This window comes from Bacillus daqingensis, from assembly GCF_042654445.1.
Classification (GTDB): domain Bacteria; phylum Bacillota; class Bacilli; order Bacillales; family Salisediminibacteriaceae; genus Alkalicoccus; species Alkalicoccus luteus.
On sequence record NZ_JBHSGK010000003.1, the window covers coordinates 416,103 to 432,007 of the forward strand.

The following is a 15,905-nucleotide window of genomic DNA, read 5'->3' on the forward strand; positions in this document are numbered from 1 at the left end:
ATATGGAGGGCTGAAAAAATGGATAAAAATCAATATTTAGATATGTTCATCGATGAGAGCACAGAACACCTGCAGGCGATAAATGACAACTTGCTGCGACTTGAAAAGAACCCTCAGGACTTAACCATTATCGACGAAGTTTTCCGGTCTGCTCACACGTTAAAAGGAATGGCTGCAACGATGGGCTTTGAAGACCTTACAAATTTAACACATCACATGGAGAATGTACTGGACGGAATCCGTAATGAGAAAATTGAAGCTGGTTCAAACGTTCTTGATATTGTGTTTGATTCGGTAGATGACCTGGAGCAAATGGTTACAGATGTTGCAACGGGCGGGGAAGGTCGCAGGGACGTGAGTGCGATTGTAGGGCGGCTCGGCCGGCTCGAGCAGAAACAGCCTGAAGCTGTGCCGGAATTTGAAACACTCACATTTGATGAATATGAAACCGCTGTCGTCGAACAAGGCAGAGAGCAGGGATTTATCCCTTATCAAGTATTCATCAGTCTTTCGGAAAATGTCGTTTTAAAAGCCGCAAGGGTTTTTATGGTATTTGAAGCTTTGGAAAAACACGGCGAAGTAATCAAATCCATTCCCGCAGCTGAACAGCTTGAGGAAGAGGCTTTTGATTTTGATTTTCAGGCAGTGGTGCTTTCTGCACATACCGCTGAGGAAATTCAATCCGCTGTACTAAAAGTTTCAGAGGTAGCTTCCGTCATCTGTGCGGAGGCCGAGATGCAGAAACCGGTGATTCAGGAGAGGGTTCCGGAGACGGAAGAAAATGACTCCGCAGATGAAGAACGCTCAGCAGATCCGGTTAAACAAGCACCAGCTGGAAAAACGATCCGTGTGAATATCGACCGGCTTGACAGTCTTATGAACTTATTTGAAGAACTCGTTATTGACCGGGGACGGCTGGAGCAGATAGCCAAAGATCTTGGGAGCAGCGATTTGACCGAAACAGTCGAGCATATGACCCGAATTTCAGGAGACCTTCAAAGCATTATATTAAATATGCGCATGGTGCCTGTGGAGCAGGTTTTCAACCGTTTTCCACGAATGATCCGAGGCTTGTCCAAAGAATTAGGAAAGCAAGTGGAGCTCGTCATATCAGGTGCGGAAACGGAGCTCGACCGAACAGTGATCGATGAGATCGGGGACCCGCTCGTTCACTTGCTTCGAAATTCCATTGACCACGGTATTGAATCTCCTTCTGAACGTGAAGCAGCTGGAAAACCGGCTGCCGGTACCGTCCGACTTCATGCTTATCATAGTGGGAATCATGTTTTCATTGAAGTTTCAGATGACGGGGCTGGCATTCATAAGCAAAAAGTACTTCAAAAAGCGATTACAGGAGGGGTTGTTTCCGAGGAAGCGGCAAATCAGCTGACAGACAAACAAATTTACGAGCTGCTTTTCTCAAGCGGTCTCAGCACCGCAGAAAAGCTGTCGGATATATCAGGAAGAGGCGTTGGACTGGACGTTGTCAAAAACAAAATCGAAACGCTGGGAGGCACGGTAGCAATCGATTCAACGCTCGGAGAGGGCACGGTGTTTTCTGTTCAGCTTCCGCTTACGCTTTCCATCATATCTGTGATGCTCGTAGAAGTTCAGCATGAAAAGTATGCTGTGCCGCTTTCTTCCATTATCGAAACAGCGATCATTAAACGCGAGGACATCTGGAGCGTGCAGCAGCAGAAGGTGATAGATTTTCGAGGGCATGTGGTGCCGCTGCTTGATTTGACGGAGTTCTTTCAGGTGCCGGTTACCGAAGAAAAAACGGAAGAATTGTCTGTCATCATTGTGCGCAAGGGAGATAAAATGGCGGCCCTGGTCGTCCACCGGTTTATTGGTCAACAGGAAATCGTCCTGAAATCACTAGGTGACTATCTGAAAAACACAAAGGCGGTTTCCGGAGCTACTATTTTAGGAGACGGTCAGGTTGCATTAATTATTGATTGTAATGCGTTGATTCAATAGAACTGCACATGCGAAAAACGAGGAGGAAAGAGTATGGAAAGTACAGCCGCAGGAAACATTAAATTGATTGTCTTTCAGCTGCAGGATGAAGAGTACGGCGCCGAAGTAGAAAAAGTTCGCTCTATTGAACGTATGCAGCACGTCACACGCGTGCCGGGAACACCCGATTTTGTAGAGGGTGTCATGAATCTAAGAGGGGTCGTTACCCCGATCATTGATCTTAGAAGACGATTTAACATGGCAGATAGAGAAACGACAGATGCGACTCGCATTATCATTGTTCAGGTCGGCGAAATGGAAGTCGGACTTATCGTTGATGCTGCTAATGATGTCATAGATATTGAGCGGGACAGTATGGAAGCAGCTCCCGAATCATCCGGCACCGCTGATGATACATGCATCCGCGGTGTGATAAAGCTGGAAAATCGGCTGTTAATCCTGCTTCACCTTGAAAAAGTGCTCGATGAGGAGGCATTGCTCATGATTGAGAATATGGAGGAACACCGTGAATTATGAGATTGGAGCTGAGGAGCTTGACTTCCTGAAAGAAGCAGGAAATATAGGGGCCGGGCATGCTGCAACTGCTCTTTCAACCCTCACGGGGCGGCGAATGGATATGCGTGTGCCCTCAGCTGCGATCCTGCCTTTTGAAGACATTGTTCTGGATGATGAGGAGGAAGCCGCTTCAGCCGTTCTCTTTCAACTTTCGGGTGCATTGAACGGGTGGATGGTCTTTATGCTTCCCGATTCTCAGGCAGAGCGCCTTGCCCGGCAGATGACAGGATATGCCGCACCGGATTCTCCGGCGCTGCTGCAGTCAGCGTTTGCAGAGGCGGGCAATATTGTCTGCGGAGCGTACATCAGCGCTGTAAGTGATCTCACAGGTAAAGTGCTTAATCTTTCCCCTCCACAGCAGGCGGCTGATCTGAAAAGTGTGCTCATTGCAGAAGCACTCAGCGCGGTGGCCCCGGAAGCAGACGCTGCTTTGCTGATTGATGCATGCTTGACTGATGACAGTGAGAGCGGCGGCATGGAAGGAAGCCTTTTGATTGTTCCGGAACCAGACTCTCTGGTCGCATTGTTTCCACCAGCAGGACAATCAGATGAGTGAGATTATCAAAGTCGGCATGGCAGATATGAAGAGCGCTCAACCAGGAGAAAAGCTTCGAACGACCGGATTAGGTTCCTGCGTCGGACTCATCCTGTACGATCAAAAGAGCCGTATGGCTGTTATGGCACACATTATGCTTCCGGACTCACGAAATGTGTCAGCTCCACTTAATCGTGCCAAATTTGCCGATACCGCCGTAGAAGACATGCTCCGTTACTTTCAAACTAGAGGGGTTCCGTCTGGCAGGCTGCTCGCTAAGCTCGCCGGAGGTGCTCAAATGTTTTCTTTTTCCGACTCGGATACGTTTCGAATCGGTCCGCGTAATACAGAAGCAGTGAAGCGGCTTTTAGCAGACGCATCTATTCGAATTATGTTTGAAGATACCGGTGGTAATAGTGGAAGAACGATCGAATTTAATCCGGCTGACGGGAGTCTGGAAATTCGTACCGTGCATAAAGGAGTGGTGACAGCATGATTCGCTTTGCCGTAACTGGAGCAGCCGCAGCTGCCTTGCTAACGTTTATCGCCTCTTTTCCGGTAAACAGTATAGCTGTCTCCGGGTTCCGAAGCGCGCTGGGCGGCGTTTGTGGAATGGTGGCTGGAATTGTACTGTTCTATATCATGAACGCTGTAATGATGCCGTTGAAACAGCATCCGGAAGATACTGCTGACCATGTTGCCGAAGCCGCTGAAGAGGAAAGTTTTCAGGAGGAGGATGCTGAATGAACAGCCGTCAAATAGCCGAACCGCTGCACCAGTATTGGGAGGATTGGCAGGTGAATCGGTCAGATCATGCTGGAAGTTCTCTTATTGAAGCATATATGCCGCTCGTAGATTATCACGTTCAGCGGGTACGGATCCATCTCCCGCGTTCTGTAAGAGAAGAAGAGCTTAGAAGCCATGGACTTATCGGATTGTATGATGCTCTGGAAAAGTTTGATACATCACGTGATCTCAAGTTTGACACGTATGCTTCCTTTCGAATCCGCGGAGCGATCATTGACGGACTTCGTCAGGAGGACTGGCTCCCGCGCTCTGTCAGAGAAAAAGCCAAAAAGATTGACCAGGCTGCCGACAGGCTTGAGCAGCAGCTCGGCCGGGCAGCAACGGCTGATGAGATCAGCAGGGAAACCGGCTACGAAACATCTGATATCACAAAAACATTAAATGACAGCTTCATTTCTCATTTCCTGTCGATTGATGAAAAGGCAGGAGATGATGACAGCGATGATTCATTTGTTCAGACGCTTGCTGATAAAACGGCTAAAACGCCGGATGAGGCACTGGCTCACAAAGGACTGCTCCAGGAGCTCGTCCAGGCTGTAGGAAAGCTTAACGAAAAAGAGCAGACGGTTGTTTCGCTGTTCTACGCAGAAGAGCTGACGCTTACAGAAATCGGCAACATTATGAATTTGTCAACCTCACGCATCTCTCAGATTCATTCAAAGTGTATGAAAAAACTTCAGCAGTTTTTAACTGACGAGAATAACTAATTTCTTAAGGAGTGATGATGAATGGAAGAGTTGGAAGGGGCGGCGATCATCATATCTGCCGGAGAAATGGAGGCTGTCATCCGGCCGGGACCCGATGGAATACCTCCGGGAGTCCCGGTTGCTGCTATGGAAGAGATGCTGCAAATGAGCGGAGTGGCGTTTGGTATTTCTGCCGAGGTGCTCCAGCAGATTCACACAAACGGCTGCGGGACGGAAGTAACAGTAGCAACTGGGCTGCCTCCTGTTAAAGGAAAGGATGCGTATATGCGGCTGCCCGAACAGAAAATTCAGGATCACGAACAGGCAGGCCAGGTTAACCTTCGTCATGTCACCGATATTTGGATGGCATCAAAAGACGACGAGGTTGGTGAAAAAGTAAAAGCAGAACTTGGAAAGCCAGGCACTACGGTGACTGGAAATACGGTTGAACCTGCTCCAGGTAAAGATTTCAAACTGAGGCCAGGTAAAAATACGGTTTTATCTGATGACGGTTTAAAGGTTATCGCTGCTGCAGATGGTCAAATTTCAGTCGACCGCAGACTCGTTCACATTAACCCCGTCTTTGAGGTTAATGGCGACCTGGACATGAGTACAGGCAATATTTCGTTTAATGGAAATATAGTGATACACGGAAGCGTTCCATCCGGCTATCGGCTGGAAGCTGAAGGAGATATCTATATCCATGGTGCTGTTGAAGCTGCTTATATAAAAAGCGGCGGATCAGTATATGTGAAATACGGCGTAAATGGAGCAGGGAACGGAACAGTATGCGCCGATAAAGATGTAGAAGCTTCGTTTCTTAATGAAGCAGATGTTACGGCACTAGGTTCGGTCTACATAAAGAAAGAAGTCCTTCACAGCCGAGTCGAAGCCGGTGCCTTCTTTACCTGTACAAAAGGTGCAGGTCTTGTATCCGGAGGGACGGTTTCTGCAGGGACTGAAGCATCTATGAATGTGCTCGGCAACAGGCTTTATACGAAAACGGATGTATATTGCGGTGTCAGTGCCCGGGTGAGTGCTCAAAAGAAACGGTATGATGAACAGCTCGCTGAGAATAGAAAAAAGTTAAAGCAGCTTGTCCTCATTCGTAACACAGGCGCTGCCCCGGCTGAGAGAGTAGCGGCTGCGATGCGGGAATCTGCCCAGCTCATCAGACTTGCGGAAGACCGCCTTGAGGCGTTGGATCATGAATCCGACAGCGGGGCGATCCTCGTATATAAAACGGTGTATCCGAACGTTACCTTTCATGCAGGGAAATACAGCAGGACGGTACAATCAGAATCAGGAGGCATGCATGTGTCTCTTCGTGATGGGGAATTAAGCAGCGACTATATTCGTCACCCGGTGCCGGGATGATGAGGGGGGAGTAAGAGATGACCTTATTATTGCTGACCAGCCTGCTGCTTCATCTAGTGACGTTTTATGCTGTGATCATTTTATTCAGGCGCCAGGAAGCAGAGCCGACTCAGGATATGGATAAAAAAATGCGGCAGATGGAAGACATTCTGGCTGCTTATACAGAAGAAATGAAAGCCAGTAATGAGCGGCTTCTGCAAGAAATACAAGGAACAGCGGCTGCTGAAATAAGTCAAAATCAGAAAGTTGCAGATGCAGAGGAAGTACAGCGCTCCTATACTCCTCCACTGCCGCAGGAGCAGGATGAAACGTTCCAGCTCTCCGACCGTGCAAAAGTCCTGCAGCTGTATGCTGCAGGAAAAAAACCGGAACAGATTGCCGAGGAGCTGCAGATGGGAACCGGAGAAGTAGAATTGCTCATCCGTTTTCATCTGCAGTTGGAAAATTGATGATTGTCATCAGTGCTGATATATGATATATTTCTCTTTGGTGTTAATTACACACGGTCCGGATGTGGAGGGCGTTGCTGGAGACAGTCCCCTTTGCAAATGAACAGGCCGGAGGTTTAAAAAAACAATTACAGGAGGTGAGTGAATATGGCAGTGATCTCCATGAAGCAGCTGCTGGAGGCCGGAGTACATTTCGGACACCAGACACGCCGCTGGAATCCTAAAATGGATCGCTACATTTTCACAGAACGAAACGGTATTTACATCATTGATCTTCAAAAGACAGTGAAGAAAGTTGAAGAAGCATTTAATTTTGTACGTGATGTTGCAGCGCAGGGCGGAACCGTATTGTTTGTCGGTACGAAGAAGCAGGCGCAGGACTCTGTTAAAGAAGAAGCAGAGCGTGCAGGAATGTACTATATTAATCAGCGCTGGCTCGGCGGAACGCTCACTAACTTTGAGACGATCCGCAAGCGGATTTCCCGTCTGAAGCAGCTTGAGCAGATGCAGGAAGACGGCACTTTTGATGTCCTTCCGAAAAAAGAAGTTGTTATTCTCAACAAGGAAATGGACCGTCTCGAAAAATTCCTCGGCGGAATTAAAGAGATGAATAAGCTTCCGGACGCACTGTTCATCATCGATCCTCGTAAAGAGCGAATCGCTGTTGCAGAAGCGCATAAACTTGAAATCCCTATCGTCGGTATCGTTGATACGAACTGTGATCCTGATGAGATTGACTACGTCATTCCGGGTAACGATGACGCGATCCGTGCGGTCCGTCTTCTTACTGCAAAGATGGCAGATGCAATCATTGAGGCAAATCAGGGAGAAGAAACTACAGCGTAAGCAGGAAAAGGGTGATAGAGGGGCTGACCCTTTATCACCCTTTTTGTAAGAAAGGCTTCACTTTATCACATAAGGAGGATTTTAAAATGGCAATTTCAGCTAAAATGGTGAAAGAACTTCGTGAAAAAACAGGTGCAGGCATGATGGACTGCAAAAAAGCTCTGTCTGAAACAGATGGTGACATGGAAAAAGCAGTGGATTTCCTCCGTGAGAAAGGCATTGCAAAAGCTGCCAAAAAAGCTGACCGAGTTGCAGCGGAAGGGCTTGCTCATATCGTAAAAGAGGGCAACCGCGCTGTAATTGTAGAAATCAACTCAGAGACGGACTTTGTTTCTAAAAACGATGGCTTTATCAATATGGTCGATACAGTTGCGAAGCACATTTTGACTAACAGCCCTGCAGATGTTGAAGAAGCACTTGCTCAGGAATTTGCTGGTGAACAGGATACACTTCAGGATTTTATTAATAACCAGATCGCAACAATTGGAGAGAAGATTTCCCTCCGTCGTTTTGAAATTGTTGAGCTGGGCGATAATGAGCATGCAGGTGCGTACATTCATATGGGCGGACGCATTGGAGTACTCGCAGTTGTTGAAGGCGCAGATGAGGAAACAGCTAAAGACGTAGCGATGCATATTGCTGCAATCAATCCGAAGTATGTCAGCCGCGATGCTGTATCTGAAGAAGAAGTAGACCGCGAGCGCGATGTACTGAAGCAGCAGGCTCTGAATGAAGGCAAGCCTGAAAACATTGTCGAAAAAATGGTAGAAGGCCGTCTTGGCAAGTTTTTCGAAGAGATCTGCTTAAACGAGCAGGCATTCGTAAAAGACAGCGACCAAAAAGTAGGCAAGTATGTCGAATCCAAAGGTGGTTCTGTGAAGACATTCTTCCGCTACGAAGTTGGAGAAGGTATGGAGAAGCGTGAAGACAACTTCGCAGAAGAAGTTATGTCTCAGGTGAAAAAGTAAGCACATGTTAAAAAGGGACACCCCCGGTGTCCCTTTTTCCTGAATGGGGAGAATCTACATCTTTGGAGGGACTTATGGAGCAGTCAAGCTATAAGCGAATTGTACTTAAACTTAGCGGAGAAGCATTGGCGGGAGAGCAGGGATTCGGAATAGATCCGGACATGATTCAGTCCATCGCAGATCAAATTCGGGAAATTCATGAACTTGATGTCGAAATAGCTATCATCGTAGGCGGCGGCAACATTTGGAGAGGAATGGCCGGAAGTGCTAAAGGAATGGACCGGGCTACAGCCGACTATATGGGTATGCTGGCTACAGTCATGAATTCACTCGCTCTGCAGGACAGTCTGGAAAATATCGGCGTCCAAACGCGTGTACAGTCATCTATTGAAATGAGGCAGGTGGCGGAGCCTTATATCCGTCGTCGTGCGATTCGTCATCTTGAGAAAAAGCGCGTGGTTATTTTTGCAGCGGGTACAGGAAATCCGTATTTCTCAACGGATACGACTGCCGCGCTGCGTGCAGCTGAAATTGAAGCCGATGTGATCCTGATGGCTAAAAACAACGTAGACGGTGTTTATAATTCAGATCCTTCCACAGATGAAAATGCTAAAAAATACGAGCAGCTTACTTACTTGGATATTTTAAAGGATGGCCTTGGAGTCATGGATTCTACTGCTTCATCCTTGTGCATGGATAACGATATTCCGCTTATTGTCTTTTCCATCGCTGAAAAAGGAAATATCCGTCGAGCCGTAACAGGCGAAGATATTGGAACAATTATTAGGGGGAATGTCTGATATGTCAATGCAGGTTATTAAAGATTCAAAAGAACGTATGGATAAATCAGTAGAAGCGTTCAGCCGTGAGCTTTCCACTATTCGTGCAGGAAGAGCAAACCCGTCATTGCTTGATAAAGTTCAGGTGGAATACTACGGTGCATTGACGCCGTTAAACCAGCTGGCAACAGTATCCGTGCCGGAAGGGCGCTTGCTGCTGATTACACCATTCGATAAAACTTCCATTCAGAATATCGAAAAGGGAATTCAGAAAGCAGATCTGGGACTGTCTCCAAATAACGACGGCAACGTAATTCGCATTAACATTCCAGCACTTACGGATGAGCGCCGGAAAGAATTGATCAAAATAATCGGCCGTTATGCGGAAGAAGCAAAAGTAGCAGTTCGCAACATCCGCCGGGATGGTAATGATGAATTGAAGAAAGAGCAGAAGGATGGCGTATTGACAGAAGATGAGCTGAAGCGTGAGCAGGATGAAGTGCAGAAGCTCACGGACAGCACGATTAAAACGATTGATGAGTATGCCAAAAACAAAGAAAACGAAGTTAAGGAAGTGTAAGTTGCAAGCTGCCCGCCAATCAGGCGTGCAGCTTTTTTTCATTTCAGCGAAAAGGATCCATTTTCAGCTGAATGCAGCTTCCTTTGACACTGCCGGGCCGCCGGCAGTGTCAAAGACAATTCCATGTAATGAAGGCGAGGAGGGAGCTCGTTAAAACGAGCATATGTAATATAAAACAACGATTTTTTCTCCTAAGGTTACTAAATGAGAGCAGTCAACAGTCTTTCCTTGCTCTAAGAGAAAGAAAACATGTTGGAATTGGACCAGCGTTGTTTATGCTTATGCTGTTATCATCAGGAATAGGAAAAAATCTGTTTCCTTATTATAACGGGGTGACAAACATGATAGAATAGTAGAGGAGCTTTTTAGACAACTAGAACCAGTTGGAGGCAGAGGCCATGTTAAATAAATTAGCAAGAAAAATGAAAAGCGATCCGGTAGAGCAGACGCTCCCTGATCAGGATGCCCCTGTCCCAGCCCATATAGCTATCATTATGGATGGAAACGGACGCTGGGCAAAGCAGAGGGGATTGCCGCGCATTGCCGGTCACCGGGAAGGCATGAATGTCATACGGACCATCGTTCGTTCTGCAAATAAGATCGGTGTAGACACATTAACACTTTATGCGTTTTCTACAGAGAATTGGAAGAGACCAAAAACAGAAGTAGATTTTTTGATGAGGCTTCCGGAGCGATTCTTAAGCATGGAACTCCCTGTTTTGATGGAGGAAAACGTGATTGTCCGTATTACCGGCTCGAAAGAGAGGCTGCCTGAGTATACGCGCCGGGCTGTTGAAGAAGCTGTCACGAAAACAGCTGACAATACAGGTCTTATTTTAAACTTTGCGTTAAACTATGGTGCACGCAATGAGATTATGGAAGCATTTGAGCATATTTATGAAGACGTGGAGAAAGGGCATTTACGAAAAGAAGATATCAGTGAATCCGTCGTGTCAGATTATTTGATGACAAATGGATTAACGGAGCCTGACCTCCTCATTCGAACGAGCGGTGAAATTCGGTTGAGTAACTTCATGCTTTGGCAGCTTGCATACTCAGAGTTTTGGTTTACCGAAGTACTCTGGCCGGATTTCAAAGAGCAGCATCTGCTGGAAGCCGTACAGTCTTATCAGAACAGGCAGCGCCGCTACGGCGGTGTTTAGAGGAGGATACTATGAAGCAGCGCATTATTACAGGAGTCATAGCCGGCGCTGGCTTTCTGGGGTTAATTTACATTGGGGGAGCCGCGTTTATCATACTAGTTACCGCGCTTGCGCTCATCGGCATGAGAGAGCTGCTGAAAATGAAGCAGATTCAGCCATTCTCATTTAAAGGGGCAGTAGGCTTTATTTTGCTGCTGCTGCTTGTTGTGCCGGATGTGCTTCTTGTGCAGCTGCCGTGGGAAGTAGACAGACTTGAGCTATTTTTGCTGCTTGTTATTTGTCTGCTCGCTTTAACGGTGCTATCTAAAAATAAATTTACTTTTGATGAAGCTGGATTCACCGTGCTGGCATCCGTTTATGTCGGATTTGGTTTTTATTATTTCATGTACGCTCGGTTTCTGGATAATGGAATGGAGTTACTTTTCTTCATCCTGATTCTCGTATGGGCTACAGATTCCGGAGCCTATTTTGCGGGTCGAGCTTTCGGTAAAACGAAGCTGTGGCCGGAAATTAGTCCGAAAAAAACGATTGAAGGGTCGCTTGGCGGTATTGCACTGGCGCTTACGGCGGGGATGATCTATTATTATTTTATTCCTGTGTATCCAAACGTATGGACAGCGGTAGCTGGTATTGTGGTTGTTTCCACGGCAGGACAGCTCGGTGATCTCGTAGAATCAGCATTTAAGCGGCATTACGCAGTGAAGGATTCCGGACAGGTACTTCCAGGTCATGGAGGTATTTTGGACAGGTTTGACAGCTTGATTTTTGTCATGCCGGTGCTTTACTTGTTTGGATTGCTAGGCTGATTGCATGCAATAGACGGGCAGGCCCGGGACTGTTAAGATGACGGTACCGGTTAGCCGCTAACAACGGCATATTAAGAATTTGGAGGCAGTCACATATGAAGCACGTACATCTGCTTGGAGCTACCGGCTCCATTGGGGTACAGACGCTGGATATTATTAGAAACAATCCGGAGCATTTTAAACTGGAAAGCTTATCTTTTGGAAAAAATACAGAGGCGGCCGCAGAAGCGGCGAATGAATTTCGTCCGGCAGTGATTGGTGCGGGATCTCATGAAGCTGCTCAAAAGCTCAAACCGCTGCTTACTTACAAACCGGAAGTAATTCCGGGAGAGGAGGGACTTTCAGCCTGTGCGAATGCGGGCAGCAAGGGTGACGTTCTGGTAAACGCAGTGATGGGGCGAGTTGGATTGGAACCGACGCTTGCCGCTATGCGGGCTGGTAAAACGATCGCCATTGCGAATAAAGAAACGCTCGTAACAGCTGGTCACCTCGTTAAAAAACTTCAGGGAGAGACAGGCGTTGAGCTGCTTCCGGTTGATAGTGAGCATTCAGCGATTTATCAATGCCTGCACGGCAGAAAGCAGGACGTTAAAAGCCTTATTTTAACTGCCAGCGGAGGCAGTTTTCGGGACAAATCCCGGGAGGAGCTTAAGGGTGTAACGGTTGACGAAGCATTGAATCATCCAAATTGGAGCATGGGCGCAAAAATTACAATTGATTCGGCGACCATGATGAACAAAGGGCTGGAAGTGATAGAAGCGCACTGGCTTTTTAATATGCCCTATGAAAAAATCGATGTTCTGATTCATACAGAAAGCATTGTTCATTCGATGGTGGAGTATGTGGACGGCAGCGTAATGGCACATCTTGGCACACCTGATATGCGCGTTCCGATTCAATATGCCCTAACTTGTCCGGAACGGATGCCGATACAGGGCAGCCGGCCATTAAAGCTTTGGGAAGCAGGAACGCTTCATTTTAGTCAGCTTGATCTAAACCGGTATAAAGCGTTTAAGCTGGCTCTGGAAGCCGGCAAGGCGGGAGGCTCTATGCCGACCGTACTCAACGCGGCAAATGAAGCAGCTGTTGACATGTTTTTAAATAGAAAGATTACGTTTTTAGAAATTGATGAGCTCGTTGAACAGGCACTCGAACGGCATTCGCGAGTGACCGAGCCTGATTTGCAAGAAATTATTGATATTGACAGGGAGACGCGCATTCGAACTGCTGCGCAGGCCTCCGGATAAAGGAAGTGTAAGCAAATGAACACCTTATTAGCGGTAATCGTTATTTTCGGTCTGCTTGTCTTCATTCATGAATGGGGACACCTGGTTGTGGCGAAGCGAGCCGGCATTTTATGCCGTGAGTTTGCAATTGGGTTTGGACCGAAACTTTTCAGCTTCGACCGCAACGAAACTACGTATACGATCAGGCTTCTTCCGCTAGGCGGGTTTGTCAGAATGGCAGGAGAAGATCCAGAACTTGTGCAAATAAAGCCCGGCTATGAAGTCGGGTTACTATTTAATGATGAAGGTCTCGTTAAGAAACTTATCATTAATAATAAATCCAAGCATCCAGACTGCAGAGTGATGCAGGTGGAACAGATTGATATGGAGCATGATCTGTTTGTACGTGGATACGTTGAAGAAGAGGAAGATCCTGTTACGTACAGCCTCGACCGGAAGGCTCAATATGTATATGATGAGAAGGCGACACAAATAGCTCCATACGATCGTCAATTCTCCTCGAAAACGGTATCTCAGCGCGCCGCTGCTATTTTTGCCGGACCGCTGATGAACTTCGTTCTTGCAGTATTCCTGCTGATTATTTACGCTGCTATTGCCGGCCTGCCAGTCAATGAGCCGGTAGTTGGAGGGCTTTCAGAAGAAGGACCTGCGGAAGAAGCGGGTCTCGAAGAAGGTGACGTCATTCAGACGATCGATGGAACAGCGGTCAGCACTTGGGAGGATATGACTGGGATCATCCAGGAAGCACCGAATGAAACAATGGATTTCACCGTAGCTCGAAACGGCGAAACTTTCGACGTCACGATGACAACGGAAATTCGGGAAATTCCTGAAGCGGATGATATTGGCGTGATCGGGGTGCTTGCACCAACGGAACGAACGCTGACCGGTGCGCTTGCTTTTGGGTTTACTCAAACATATGAATATACGAAATTAATCATCGAAGCACTTGGCCTGCTGGTCACCGGCCAATTTAGTTTGGATGCACTTGCAGGGCCTGTCGGAATTTATAACTACACTGGTGAAGTGGCGGCGATGGGAGTACTCGTATTAATTCAGTGGGCTGCCATTTTAAGTGTCAATTTAGGTATCATCAACCTACTGCCCTTGCCGGCTCTCGATGGGGGCAGGCTGATGTTTATCGGACTGGAAGCAGTTAGAGGTAAGCCGATAGACCCTCAAAAAGAAGGTTTTGTTCACTTGGTCGGATTCGCACTGCTGATGCTGCTAGTTATAGCAGTAACCTGGAACGACATCAATCGAATCTTTTCCTGAGTCTCAGCAGGCTGAATAATAGCTTGAACCGTTTAAACGCATAAATAAATGAAGCAGATTTAATCCGGGCCGGCTTACACAGCCGGTTTGGAAAATACATAGCTGATCGAGGTGTCATAGATGAGACAAACAACGTTCTTAGTTCCAACGCTTCGCGACAATCCCAGCGGCGCTGATGCAGTCAGCCACCAGCTGATGCTGAGAGCCGGAATGATCCGGCAAAGCTCAGCCGGCGTTTATTCATTTCTGCCGTTAGGATGGCGGGTTCTGCGTAAGGTGGAGCAGATTGTACGTGAAGAAATGGACCGCGCCGGTGCACAGGAAATGATTATGCCGGCGATCCAGCCGGCTGAACTTTGGAAAGAATCTGGAAGGTGGGAAGATTACGGACCGGAGCTAATGAGGTTTAAAGACAGGCACCAGCGCGAATTCGCACTTGGCCCGACGCATGAAGAAGTGATCACATCCATCATTCGCGACGATGTGCGTTCTTACAAAGAGCTGCCGATGACGCTCTATCAAATTCAAAATAAATTTCGTGACGAACGCAGACCCCGTTTTGGTGTTTTACGCGGAAGAGAGTTCCTGATGAAAGACGCGTACTCCTTTGACCGAGATTTCGACGGTTTGGATAAGAGCTATCAAAGTATGTATGAAGCGTATACGAATGTTTTTACGCGTCTTGGACTTAACTTCAGAGCTGTTATTGCTGACTCTGGCGCGATGGGCGGTAAAGACACACATGAGTTTATGGTATTAACGAACATTGGCGAAGATACCATTGCTTATTCAGATGGTTCTGATTTCGCTGCCAATATTGAAATTGCTCCTTGCGCGAATGATTACACTCAGCAGAGCGGTGAAGCAGAAGATCTAAGTGAAGTGGAGACCCCTGGACAGAAAACGATTGAGAGCGTCGGACATTATCTTGATTTGCCAGCAGAGCGGTGCATCAAGGCAGTCTTTTATGAAGTAGATGAAGAGCTTGTGATGGTGCTCGTGCGCGGCGATCACGAATCAAACGATATCAAACTCAAGCATGTGCTGGATGCCGGTAAAGTAGAGGCGGCTTCTGAGGAATTGATTCGTTCAGCAGGTAAAACGGTTCCTGGCTCAGCAGGTCCTGTCGGTATTGAAGGCGAACTGCGAATCGTTGCTGATCACGCTGTGCAATACATGGTCAATGCATGTACTGGAGCGAACAAAGAGGACGTTCACTATATCAATGTGAATCCGGGCAGGGATTTTACACCTGATCGGTATGAAGATCTCCGCGTTATTAAAGAAGGGGATCCTTCTCCGGACGGGAATGGAACGATTCGGTTCAAAGAAGGCATTGAAGTTGGCCACGTGTTTAAGCTTGGTACCAAATACAGTGAAGCGCTTGGCGCTACTTATTTAAATCAGGAGGGTAAAGCAAAGCCGATAGTAATGGGTTCATACGGCATTGGAGTTTCACGTACAGTCGCAGCAGTAATTGAGGAGAATCATGACGAGAATGGAATTGTCTGGCCAACAGCTTGTGCACCTTTCGATGTACATCTGATCGCAATAAACAGTAAAAAAGAGGAGCAGCGGGACTTGGCAGACCGGCTTTATGACCAGTTCCGTCAGTCCGGCCTGGACACCCTCTACGATGACCGGGCAGAACGTGCCGGGGTGAAGTTTAAGGATGCGGATCTTATTGGTATTCCGCTGCGAGTACAAGTTGGCAAACGAGCAGAGGAAGGGTATGTGGAATTAAAGCAGCGAGCAGACGGGCAAGCTGAGGAACTGCATGTCGATCAGCTGGCATCCCGCCTGAACGAACTAATGGACATGTAGCCGAGTAAAGGCTAATAGGAGGGGGCTG

General features: G+C 47.4%; 17 protein-coding genes. All 17 read left to right on the top strand.

Annotation, left to right across the window (positions count from 1 at the left end; all coding sequences use genetic code 11):
• Positions 1-18 precede the first annotated feature (18 nt).
• The 17 genes from ACFO4L_RS03400 (at position 19) to ACFO4L_RS03480 (ending at position 15,877) form a co-directional block, all read left to right on the top strand.
• Entirely contained in the window at positions 19-1,980 is a 1,962-nt protein-coding gene (locus ACFO4L_RS03400; RefSeq protein WP_377908249.1) for a chemotaxis protein CheW, read from the top strand.
• A gap of 33 nt (positions 1,981-2,013) precedes the next feature.
• Positions 2,014-2,496 carry a chemotaxis protein CheW gene (locus ACFO4L_RS03405; RefSeq protein WP_377908250.1) on the top strand — a complete coding sequence of 161 codons (483 nt, stop codon included), beginning with the start codon at positions 2,014-2,016 and terminating at the stop codon, positions 2,494-2,496.
• The gene (locus ACFO4L_RS03410; RefSeq protein ID WP_377908251.1) at positions 2,486-3,091 is read left to right on the top strand and encodes a chemotaxis protein CheC; all 606 of its coding nucleotides are present in this window, start codon (positions 2,486-2,488) and stop codon (positions 3,089-3,091) included. Before ACFO4L_RS03405 ends, ACFO4L_RS03410 begins: the two co-directional genes overlap by 11 nt.
• On the top strand, positions 3,084-3,566 hold the full coding sequence (locus tag ACFO4L_RS03415) for a chemotaxis protein CheD (protein WP_377908252.1): 483 nt from the start codon (positions 3,084-3,086) through the stop codon (positions 3,564-3,566). Before ACFO4L_RS03410 ends, ACFO4L_RS03415 begins: the two co-directional genes overlap by 8 nt.
• Positions 3,563-3,817: a hypothetical protein gene (locus ACFO4L_RS03420; RefSeq protein ID WP_377908253.1), complete on the top strand. Its 255-nt coding sequence runs from the start codon at positions 3,563-3,565 to the stop codon at positions 3,815-3,817. The genes ACFO4L_RS03415 and ACFO4L_RS03420 overlap by 4 nt, the downstream gene beginning before the upstream one ends.
• Positions 3,814-4,584, top strand: a complete 771-nt coding sequence (locus ACFO4L_RS03425; protein WP_377908254.1) for a FliA/WhiG family RNA polymerase sigma factor — start codon at positions 3,814-3,816, stop codon at positions 4,582-4,584. The genes ACFO4L_RS03420 and ACFO4L_RS03425 overlap by 4 nt, the downstream gene beginning before the upstream one ends.
• 21 nt (positions 4,585-4,605) lie before the next feature.
• The gene (locus ACFO4L_RS03430) at positions 4,606-5,940 is read left to right on the top strand and encodes a DUF342 domain-containing protein (protein ID WP_377908255.1); all 1,335 of its coding nucleotides are present in this window, start codon (positions 4,606-4,608) and stop codon (positions 5,938-5,940) included.
• A gap of 17 nt (positions 5,941-5,957) precedes the next feature.
• On the top strand, positions 5,958-6,389 hold the full coding sequence (locus tag ACFO4L_RS03435; protein WP_377908256.1) for a DUF6115 domain-containing protein: 432 nt from the start codon (positions 5,958-5,960) through the stop codon (positions 6,387-6,389).
• A gap of 147 nt (positions 6,390-6,536) precedes the next feature.
• Positions 6,537-7,235, top strand: coding sequence for a 30S ribosomal protein S2 (gene rpsB / locus ACFO4L_RS03440; RefSeq protein ID WP_168004611.1), 699 nt, complete (start codon positions 6,537-6,539; stop codon positions 7,233-7,235).
• A gap of 86 nt (positions 7,236-7,321) precedes the next feature.
• Positions 7,322-8,203: a translation elongation factor Ts gene (tsf, locus tag ACFO4L_RS03445; protein WP_377908257.1), complete on the top strand. Its 882-nt coding sequence runs from the start codon at positions 7,322-7,324 to the stop codon at positions 8,201-8,203.
• A gap of 74 nt (positions 8,204-8,277) precedes the next feature.
• Positions 8,278-9,003 (top strand): UMP kinase, encoded by a 726-nt coding sequence (gene pyrH, locus ACFO4L_RS03450; protein WP_377908258.1) that lies wholly within the window; start codon positions 8,278-8,280, stop codon positions 9,001-9,003.
• Position 9,004: 1 nt separating this feature from the next.
• A complete protein-coding gene (frr, locus tag ACFO4L_RS03455; protein ID WP_377908259.1) occupies positions 9,005-9,562 on the top strand; it encodes a ribosome recycling factor in 558 nt (185 codons plus the stop codon).
• A 398-nt stretch (positions 9,563-9,960) separates the two neighbouring features.
• Complete coding sequence (locus tag ACFO4L_RS03460; protein ID WP_377908260.1) at positions 9,961-10,725, top strand: isoprenyl transferase; 765 nt, start codon at positions 9,961-9,963, stop codon at positions 10,723-10,725.
• Positions 10,726-10,736: 11 nt separating this feature from the next.
• Entirely contained in the window at positions 10,737-11,531 is a 795-nt protein-coding gene (locus tag ACFO4L_RS03465; RefSeq protein ID WP_377908261.1) for a phosphatidate cytidylyltransferase, read from the top strand.
• Positions 11,532-11,626: 95 nt separating this feature from the next.
• A complete protein-coding gene (dxr, locus tag ACFO4L_RS03470; RefSeq protein ID WP_377908262.1) occupies positions 11,627-12,778 on the top strand; it encodes a 1-deoxy-D-xylulose-5-phosphate reductoisomerase in 1,152 nt (383 codons plus the stop codon).
• Between the two features lie 15 nt (positions 12,779-12,793).
• Positions 12,794-14,053 (top strand): RIP metalloprotease RseP, encoded by a 1,260-nt coding sequence (gene rseP / locus ACFO4L_RS03475; RefSeq protein WP_377908263.1) that lies wholly within the window; start codon positions 12,794-12,796, stop codon positions 14,051-14,053.
• A 120-nt stretch (positions 14,054-14,173) separates the two neighbouring features.
• Positions 14,174-15,877, top strand: a complete 1,704-nt coding sequence (locus ACFO4L_RS03480; RefSeq protein ID WP_377908264.1) for a proline--tRNA ligase — start codon at positions 14,174-14,176, stop codon at positions 15,875-15,877.
• Positions 15,878-15,905: the final 28 nt, after the last annotated feature.